The sequence below is a fragment of the Pseudomonas sp. genome (assembly GCF_032058845.1).
Classification (GTDB): domain Bacteria; phylum Pseudomonadota; class Gammaproteobacteria; order Pseudomonadales; family Pseudomonadaceae; genus Aquipseudomonas.
Genome location: NZ_DAMCCR010000078.1, coordinates 13,676 through 21,572, shown reverse-complemented (window position 1 = coordinate 21,572; position 7,897 = coordinate 13,676). Strand labels below are relative to the sequence as shown.

Below are 7,897 nucleotides of genomic sequence, written 5' to 3'. Positions count from 1 at the left end.
GCTGCCTGCACCTGGTGGCGCGGTTTGCCGGGCAAGCCGAGGCCAATCGCATCGCGCGCCAGTTGGTGGTGGCGCCGCAACGCGCAGGCAGCCATGCGCAGCTTCCCGAGCGCCCGACGCCGGTCTCCCTGGCCGAGCACCGGGTGGCGGATCTGCTCGAAGCGCTGTGGCAAGACCCGCGACAGACGCCATCGCTCGAGGCCTTGGCCAAACGCGCGGGGGTGAGCGCGCGCAGCCTGACGCGGCATATTCGTACGCGCACCGGAGACAGTCTCGGAGGCTGGTTGAGACGGGCACGCATTGCGCGCGCCCAGGAGCTGTTGGCGCGCGGCAGCCCGATCGAGCTGGCGGCGGTGCAGTGCGGCTTTGCCGATGGGCAAGCCATGCGCCATGCATTTCAACGTGAGCATGGAATGTCGCCACGGCAGTGGGCGGCCAAGCAGCGCCTGGACTACCACCTGTGAGTGCTGACCGTCACCGCGATCATTGAGGCGATGTCGGCGCGGCCTCTGGTCCACAGGCCCGCTGCGTGGCGCTTGGAAGGTTTGCTGCAGGGTTCGGTCCTGAAAAAACCCGCACTCGAATCGACGAGCGCGGGCTTTTCCGAACAGTCGCCAATAGCGCCTTAGGCCAGGCTCTTGCTCACCACCTCATACACATCACTGGACAAGGCCCCCGAGTCCAGAATCCGCTGCAACTCACCTTTCATCAGCGCCTGACGCGCCGCGTCGTACTTGCGCCAGCGGGTCAGCGGCGCCAGTTGGCGCGAAGCGATCTGCGGGTTGAAGGCGTTCAGCTCGATCACCAGGTCCGCCAGGAAGTGGTAGCCGGAACCGTCGGCAGCATGGAAGTTGACCAGGTTCTGTCCGGCGAAAGCGCCGATCAGCGCGCGCACCTTGTTCGGGTTCTTCAGGGTGAAGGCCGGATGCTGCATCAACGCCTTGACCCGCGCCAGGCCACCGGGCTGGGTGCTCGCCGCCTGCACGCTGAACCACTGGTCCATGACCAGCGGGTTGTCCTTGAAGTGCTCGGCGAACACGTCCAGCGCGTGCTGGCGTTCGGCCTCGAACGGCGAGTTGACCAGCACCGCCAGGGCGGTGAGGCGCTCGGTCATGTTGTCGCACTGGTCGAACTGCTCCAGGGTCGCAGCCAGCACCTCGGGCTTGCCGGTCAGCATCAGGTACGACAACGCGATGTTCTGCAGGCCACGACGGGCGAAGTGCTCGGCTGCTGCCACATACGGCGTGGCCCGCGACAGCGCACGGTTGGCCTGGTAGCGCGCCCACAGGGCGTCATGCAGTTGCTCGGCGATCTGCTGGCGCGCGAAGTCGCGGGCAGCGTGGATGGCGTCGACATCGGCCACCTCGCTGATCTCGGTGAGGTAGCCCTCGCCTGGCAGCGAAAGCATTTCGGCGACCATGGCCGGGTCCAGCGAGTCGTTACCGAGCACCGTGCCCAGGGCGGTGATCAAACGCGCATCCAGCGTGAAGGCTTCGCCCCGCTGGTACTGGCCGATCAGCTCTTGCAGCACCTGCACCGACAACTGCTGGCCGGCCTCCCAGCGGTTGAAACCGTCGCTGTCGTGCTGCATGAGGAACATCAGCTGATCGCGGTCGTACGGGAAGCTCCATTTGACCGGCGCGCTGAAGCCGCGCAGCAAGGACGGCAGCGGCTTGGCGCTGAGGCCTTCGAAGACGAAGGTCTGCTCGGCCTCGGTGACCGACAGAACGCGGGTGGTGCCTTGGGCTGCGTTTTCACCGGTCAGTTGCAGCGGCAGGTCGTTGCCCTCGCGGTCGAGCAAGCCCAGTTCCACGGGAATCACGAACGGCAGTTTTTCGCGGCCATCCGGGGTGGCCGGGCAGCTCTGGCGGAAGGTCAGGCTGTAGCGCCCGGCGTCGGCATCCCAGGCGTCGCTGATGGCCAGGCGCGGCGTGCCGGCCTGCACGTACCAGCGCTTGAACTGGGTGAGGTCGGCGCCGGTGGCGTCTTCCATGGCCTGGATGAAGTCATCGCAGGTCACGGCCTGGCCATCGTGACGCTCGAAATACAGGTCGCTGCCCTTGCGGAAGCCCTCGGCGCCCAACAGGGTGCGAACCATGCGCACCACTTCCGAACCCTTCTCGTACACCGTCAGGGTGTAGAAGTTGGAAATCTCGATGAAGCTGTCGGGCCGCACCGGGTGGGCCATGGGGCCGGCGTCTTCGGCGAACTGGTGGGTGCGCAGGTACGCCACGTCCTCGATGCGCTTGACCGTGCGCGAGTTCATGTCGGCGCTGAACTCGGCGTCGCGGAACACCGTGAAGCCTTCTTTGAGCGAGAGCTGGAACCAGTCGCGGCAGGTGACGCGGTTGCCCGACCAGTTGTGGAAGTACTCGTGGGCCACCACCGCTTCGACGCGCTGGTGCGCGGCATCGGTGGCGGTTTCGGCGCGGGCCAGCACGCAACTGGAGTTGAAGATGTTCAGGCCCTTGTTTTCCATGGCGCCCATGTTGAAGTCGTTGACCGCGACGATCATGAAGATGTCCAGGTCGTACTCGCGGCCATACACCTCCTCGTCCCAGCGCATGGACTTCTTCAGGCTGACCATGGCGTGGTCGCACTTGTCGAGGTTCTCGGGCTCGACATAAATGCGCAGGGTCACGTCGCGGCCGGACTGGCGGGTGAAGCTGTCTTCGACGCACCAGAGATCGCCGGCCACCAGCGCAAAGAGGTACGCCGGCTTCATGAACGGGTCTTCCCAGGTCGCCCAGTGCCGGCCGTCGTCGGCAGGGCCGCTGCCGACCGGGTTGCCGTTGGAGAGCAGCACCGGATAGCGCTGCTGTTCGGCGATCACCGTGGTGGTGAACGCGCTCATCACATCCGGGCGGTCGAGATAATAGGTGATCTTGCGAAAGCCCTCGGCCTCGCACTGGGTGCAGAACATCTTGCCCGACTTGTACAGGCCTTCGAGCGCGGTGTTGCTTTCCGGGTGGATGCGCACCGAGGTGTCGAGGGTGAAACGCTCGGCCCTGGGGTGCAGGGTCAGGCTGTCGGCATCGACCTGATAGTCGCCCGCGCTCAGGGCCTGGTCGTCCAGCTGTACGCTCAGCAGTTCCAGCTGTTGGCCATTGAGCACCAGCGCCGGCAAGCCGGCACCGTGCACCGGATTGCGGCGCATCACCAGTTGCGCATGGACCAGGGTGTGGTCCTCGAACAGCTCGAAGGTCAGGTGCGTCTCGTCGATCAGGTACTCAGGCGCCTGGTAGTCCTTGAGGTAGATCGCTTGCGGTTGTTCGGTGCGCATGGGGCGGTCCTTTTACTGGAGTTCTAGCTGAACGGTCTGGTGACGAAGGTCGGGCCAGGCTGGGCGCCGCGACTGCGTGTCACCCGGCATGGCCTGGTTTCAAGGCGTTCAGGCAGCTTGGAGCACGGCCAGTTGATAGGCCGTGTACTTGCGAACGTTGATCACGCCGGTGTCGAAGATCAGATACTGACCCTTGATCCCCAGCAGCGTGCCTTCTACCCGCGGATTCTTGTCGAGGTTGAAGCTGACGATCTTGCTTGGGTAGGCCTGGACCGGATAGCGCATGTGCACGACCTCGGCGTCGGGCAGCGGCTGGATCGCCTGCAAGCCAAAGCGCGCCTGCAGCCCGCGCAGGCCATCGGCGCAGGCGTCGAAGATCTGCTCGCGTACGGCGATCAGGTCGAGGGTTTCGGCATCGCCCTTGAGCAACGCGCGCCAGTTGGTGCGGTCTGGCACCTGGCTGCGCAGCAGGTCTTCGACCAGCCCGGACTGCAGGCGGGTGGCCACGCGCATGATCGGCAGCGCCTGGCTCGCGCCCTGGTCGAGCCAGCGCGTGGGCAGTTGCGTGGCGCGGGTGATGCCGACCTTGATACCCGAGGAGTTGGCCAGGTACACGATGTGATCGGTCATGCAGAACTGCTCGCCCCACGATGGGTCGCGGCAGGTGCCGGCGTCGTAGTGGCAGCGTTCCGGGGCCATGATGCACAGGTCGCACTGGGCCAGTTTGGTCATGCAGGGGTAGCAGTAGCCTTGGCTGTAGCTCGATTTGGTACGTTTGCCGCAGTGGCTGCAGTGAATGGCGCCGAGGTATTCCAGGCGCAACGACTGGCCGATCAGCGGGTTGACCGGCACCTGGGTTTCGCCCAGGCGAAAGCTGTATTGCACGACCGGCGCATCAAGGCGGACGGCCATTTTGCTCAGAGAGCCGCGAGCGAGTTCGATCAATGTACCGAGTCCGACTTGAACAGGATGTTGGGGATGGGCGCGGACTTCGAGGCGCATTCCTGCGGCCCCATGTAGCCGGTGCGCTGGTCTTCGGGCAGGTGCTTGGCCTCCCAGGCGATCACCGCTTGCAGCGAAAGCTCCTTCTGCTCGAGGGTGAGCTTGCGCCCATCCGACCAGCGCCCCAGTTCAACCGCCGTTTTCAGGCTCTGGTAGATGTCGGGGGTGATGTTTTCGATCATGTGTTCGAACGTGGACATAGGGTCTCCGGATCAAGCCGACAGGCGCTGCGTAGCACAGCGCCGTGTCTGAAATAGTACGCGCCAGGGCTGATGCCTGTCAGTCAAGTTGCATCTGCACCAGTGGGGCTGCCTTGTAGCCCATCGCGGCTAACCGGAGCGCCGGACCGGCCGCTCCCACAGGTTGTACGATTTTGTGGGAGCGGCTTTAGCCGCGATGGGCCGCAAAGCGGCCCCGATCACTCAACTGACTGGCACTACGCGCCATGGCGCTGTTTCAATGGGCGGCCAGGCCGATGGACGGCATTCAGCCAGCACCCAGTTTACGCCGCGCCAGAGCGCCGCCCAAGAGCCCGGTCAGGCAGCCGACGAGCAGCCCGCCGACATGCGCGCCGTTGGCGATCTGGCCCATGCCCAGTTTGCCGACGACGCCGGTCAGGCAGACCGCCAGCCAGATCAGCATCATCACCAGCACGCCCCTGGGCAGCGCGAACTGCGGGTTAGGCGCCAGGCGCTGGAAGATCCAGACATACCCGAGCAAGCCATACAGCACACCTGACAGCCCGCCAAACAGGCCCGGGCCGCTGTTGAAATGCTGAGTCAGGTTCGCCACCAGGCTGAACAGCAACGTCAGGCCGAGCAATGCCCACGACCCTTGGCGTACTTCGACGCGCCGCCCCAGCTCCCAGAACCATAAACAGTTCATGGCCAGATGCAGCACGCCAAAATGCAAGAGCATGGGCGATACCAGCCGCCACCACTGACCTTCGGCCAGGCTCTGGTCGAGCTGGGTGACATAGAGAAGCTCCCCCTCCAGATGCAGCGGAAGGAAGGTGAACCACCCGTCGAAACCGAGGTTGTCACCGAGGCGTGTAAGGCCTGCGACCAGCAGGCACAGCAGGATCACGGCGGCGGTGACCTTGCAGGCCTTGGCCTGGGCCAGCAGCGAAGGTGCATCCTGGGCAGGTGGCTCGGGCTGCTCATCCCTGACCAGCGCGTGTGCGACGAACAGGGCATCTCCGCGCAGGTAACCTTCGTACAGCTCGCGCGCCTCGTCGACCAGATCCTCGGGCACCCACAGCACCTGAACGTCGCCTTCCTCGCTCATCCGGTGCGGCAAACCCAGGCGCTGCAGCGTATGGACGAAGCGACTGAGGTCGGTGCTCAGCGGCAGCCGTAGAACATCGATAAAATTCATGAGTGGGCCTGCGAACGTTCGACATCGACCCAGACGAATTTGCCGGGGTCGATGCAGGTTTCTTGATCCAGCCGGTACGCCACCAGCTTGCCGTAGAGCACGGCGCTGTAGTCGAGGCAGGCGAGGTTCGGGCGAATCGGGCTGGGCGGGCCGCTGCGCCAGTAGTGGCCGACGAACAGCAGCGGTTCGTCTTCGGGGTAACGCAGCAAGGCCTTTTTCTGCTTCGGGTCGAGCGGCGTGCGGGCGACGTCTTCGGGCAGCGCGTCGGGCTGGAAGACGATGTCGCCGTAGGTCTGCGGGTCGTCTTCCCAGAATTTGGTGCGAAAGAACGCGCGGGTCAGGCCGTCGCCGCCGGTCAGCGTCAGACCGTCGGGCAGGCGCATGTCGGTACCGCGTAGCAGGCGGTTGCACACGGTGGAAGCAAAGCTGCCGGGCACGTCCGAGGCCTGGATGAAGTGTTCATCGACGCAGCCACTGGGGTACTGCGCGCGCAGCGGGCCGATCAGGTCAGGGTCCCAGCAGGCGTGCACCAGGCGAAAACGCCCGGCATCGATGAACAGCGGCAGGCGATAGAACCACTGGCTGAAGTCGTGCCAGTCAGCCGGGTGGTCGGCGAACTGGGCCAGGGTCTCTTCGATCAGCCGGGTGTGGCGCGGTGTGTGTTCACGCACGTAGGTCTTGCCGCTGCCTGGCAGCGCCGGGGTGACCCAGCCCAGGGCGTTGTATTCGTGGTTGCCCATGATGCAGAAGGCCTGGCCGGCCTCGACCATGTCGTGCACCAGGTGCAGGGCCTCACGAATGCGCGGGCCGCGGTCGACGATGTCGCCGAGAAACAGCACCTGGCGCCGCGGGTGGCGCCACACGCCGCCATGGCGGCGGTAGCCCAGCCGGTCGAGCAGGCGTTCCAGGGTGTGTGCACAGCCGTGCACGTCACCGATGATGTCGAAGCTTCGCGCCGGATCGAGCATCAATCGTCTCTACCCCCCAAGCGGCTGCCCCAACCCAGCTTGGTACGGCAGACCTCGTAGTAGTTATGGCCCAGCGGATGAATCAGGCGCAGCTTCTGCGACTTCTTGCTGACGGTGACGGTATCGCCCGGTGCGCAGGTGAAGTGGTTCTGCCCATCGCAGGACACCTGCGGGTAGATCTGCAGGTCCTTGGAGACGACGATCTTCAGCTCGCTGTTGCCGTCGACCACGATCGGCCGGCCCGACAAGGTGTGCGGGTACATCGGCACGATGACGATGGCGTCGAGCTTGGGGTGCATGATCGGCCCGCCTGCCGACAGCGCGTAGGCGGTGGAACCGGTAGGCGTCGAGACGATCAGGCCATCGGCCTTCTGGCTGCAGACGAACTGGCCGTCGATATAGATCTCGAACTCGATCATGCGCGTCGACTTGCCGGGGTGCAGCACCACGTCGTTCAACGCGTCGCCCTGGCCGATGGCCTCGTTGTGGTGGCGCACTTCGGCTTGCAGCAGGAAGCGGTTCTCCACCAGGTAGTGGCCATCGAGCACTTCGGCGACCTTGGTTTCCAGCTCGTCGGGGCGGATGTCGGTGAGAAAACCCAGGTTGCCGCGGTTGATGCCGAGCACGGGGGTGTTGTGCCGGGCCAGGGCACGGGCGGCGCCGAGCAGGCTGCCGTCGCCGCCGACCACGATCACCAGGTCACAGACTTCGCCGAGCAACTTGCGCGACGAGGTTTGCAGGCCATGGCCGGGCAGCACTTCGGCGATCGTGTCCTCGAGGATCACGTGCAGGTGGCGTTCCAGAAGGAATTTTTTCAGTCGGCGGATCGTGTCGAGCACCTGAGCGCTGTTCAGGCGACCGATGATACCGATATTGCGAAATTGCTCCATGGGGCTCCTGCTGGGCTCTGCGGCAAATGGCCTGGGCGGCACTGAAAAGGAATTATGGGCGAAACCACCGGCCAGCGGCAAACCAGCGATACTGGCAGCATGAATCCTTTCCTCTCGCTAGCCGATCTGCCCTGCCAACTGCGCCACGACAGCGTGCGCGACCTGGCCTGGACAGTGCTGTCGCCGGCCCTCATGCAGCAGCCGCCAGGGCCCCAGCGCCACCCGTTGGTGGCCAGCGACTGGGCCGACCACCCACACCGCCTGGAACTGTGGCTGCGGCGCCTGGACCACGCCCCGCAAGCGCTCGACCATTGGCTGGCGCAGCGCGGCAGCCGTCGCCTGGGCCTGTACTACGAACGGCTCTGGCAGTTTGCCCT

General features: G+C 65.0%; 8 protein-coding genes. 2 read left to right on the top strand and 6 right to left on the bottom strand.

Annotated features, from left to right (window positions below):
- Nucleotides 1-464 (top strand): helix-turn-helix domain-containing protein (locus RT028_RS14905; RefSeq protein ID WP_312935895.1); only part of this gene is annotated, 464 nt, incomplete at its 5' end.
- A gap of 161 nt (nucleotides 465-625) precedes the next feature.
- Here the strand turns inward: RT028_RS14905 and pepN are convergent.
- From pepN to RT028_RS14875, 6 genes are all read right to left on the bottom strand, one after another.
- On the bottom strand, nucleotides 626-3,283 hold the full coding sequence (pepN, locus tag RT028_RS14900) for an aminopeptidase N (RefSeq protein ID WP_312935894.1): 2,658 nt from the start codon (nucleotides 3,281-3,283) through the stop codon (nucleotides 626-628).
- Nucleotides 3,284-3,391: 108 nt separating this feature from the next.
- Entirely contained in the window at nucleotides 3,392-4,228 is an 837-nt protein-coding gene (locus tag RT028_RS14895) for a DUF2797 domain-containing protein (RefSeq protein WP_312935893.1), read from the bottom strand.
- Nucleotides 4,225-4,485 (bottom strand): YeaC family protein, encoded by a 261-nt coding sequence (locus RT028_RS14890; RefSeq protein WP_312935892.1) that lies wholly within the window; start codon nucleotides 4,483-4,485, stop codon nucleotides 4,225-4,227. The genes RT028_RS14895 and RT028_RS14890 overlap by 4 nt, the downstream gene beginning before the upstream one ends.
- Before the next feature lie 286 nt (nucleotides 4,486-4,771).
- A complete protein-coding gene (locus RT028_RS14885) occupies nucleotides 4,772-5,662 on the bottom strand; it encodes a rhomboid family intramembrane serine protease (RefSeq protein ID WP_312935891.1) in 891 nt (296 codons plus the stop codon).
- Entirely contained in the window at nucleotides 5,659-6,630 is a 972-nt protein-coding gene (locus RT028_RS14880; RefSeq protein WP_312935890.1) for a metallophosphoesterase, read from the bottom strand. Before RT028_RS14880 ends, RT028_RS14885 begins: the two co-directional genes overlap by 4 nt.
- A complete protein-coding gene (locus tag RT028_RS14875) occupies nucleotides 6,630-7,520 on the bottom strand; it encodes an NAD(+) kinase (RefSeq protein WP_312935889.1) in 891 nt (296 codons plus the stop codon). Before RT028_RS14875 ends, RT028_RS14880 begins: the two co-directional genes overlap by 1 nt.
- Before the next feature lie 54 nt (nucleotides 7,521-7,574).
- Between RT028_RS14875 and RT028_RS14870 the strand changes: the two genes are divergently transcribed.
- On the top strand, nucleotides 7,575-7,897 hold a 323-nt coding region (locus tag RT028_RS14870; RefSeq protein ID WP_409567265.1), incomplete at its 3' end, for a DUF1853 family protein.

Excerpts from the sequence above, each read along its gene's own strand:
- RT028_RS14875 (WP_312935889.1), bottom strand. The coding sequence starts at position 7,520 with ATGGAGCAATTTCGCAATATCGGTATCATCGGTCGCCTGAACAGCGCT.
- RT028_RS14890 (WP_312935892.1), bottom strand. The coding sequence starts at position 4,485 with ATGTCCACGTTCGAACACATGATCGAAAACATCACCCCCGACATCTAC.
- RT028_RS14880 (WP_312935890.1), bottom strand. The coding sequence starts at position 6,630 with ATGCTCGATCCGGCGCGAAGCTTCGACATCATCGGTGACGTGCACGGC.
- pepN (WP_312935894.1), bottom strand. The coding sequence starts at position 3,283 with ATGCGCACCGAACAACCGCAAGCGATCTACCTCAAGGACTACCAGGCG.
- RT028_RS14885 (WP_312935891.1), bottom strand. The coding sequence starts at position 5,662 with ATGAATTTTATCGATGTTCTACGGCTGCCGCTGAGCACCGACCTCAGT.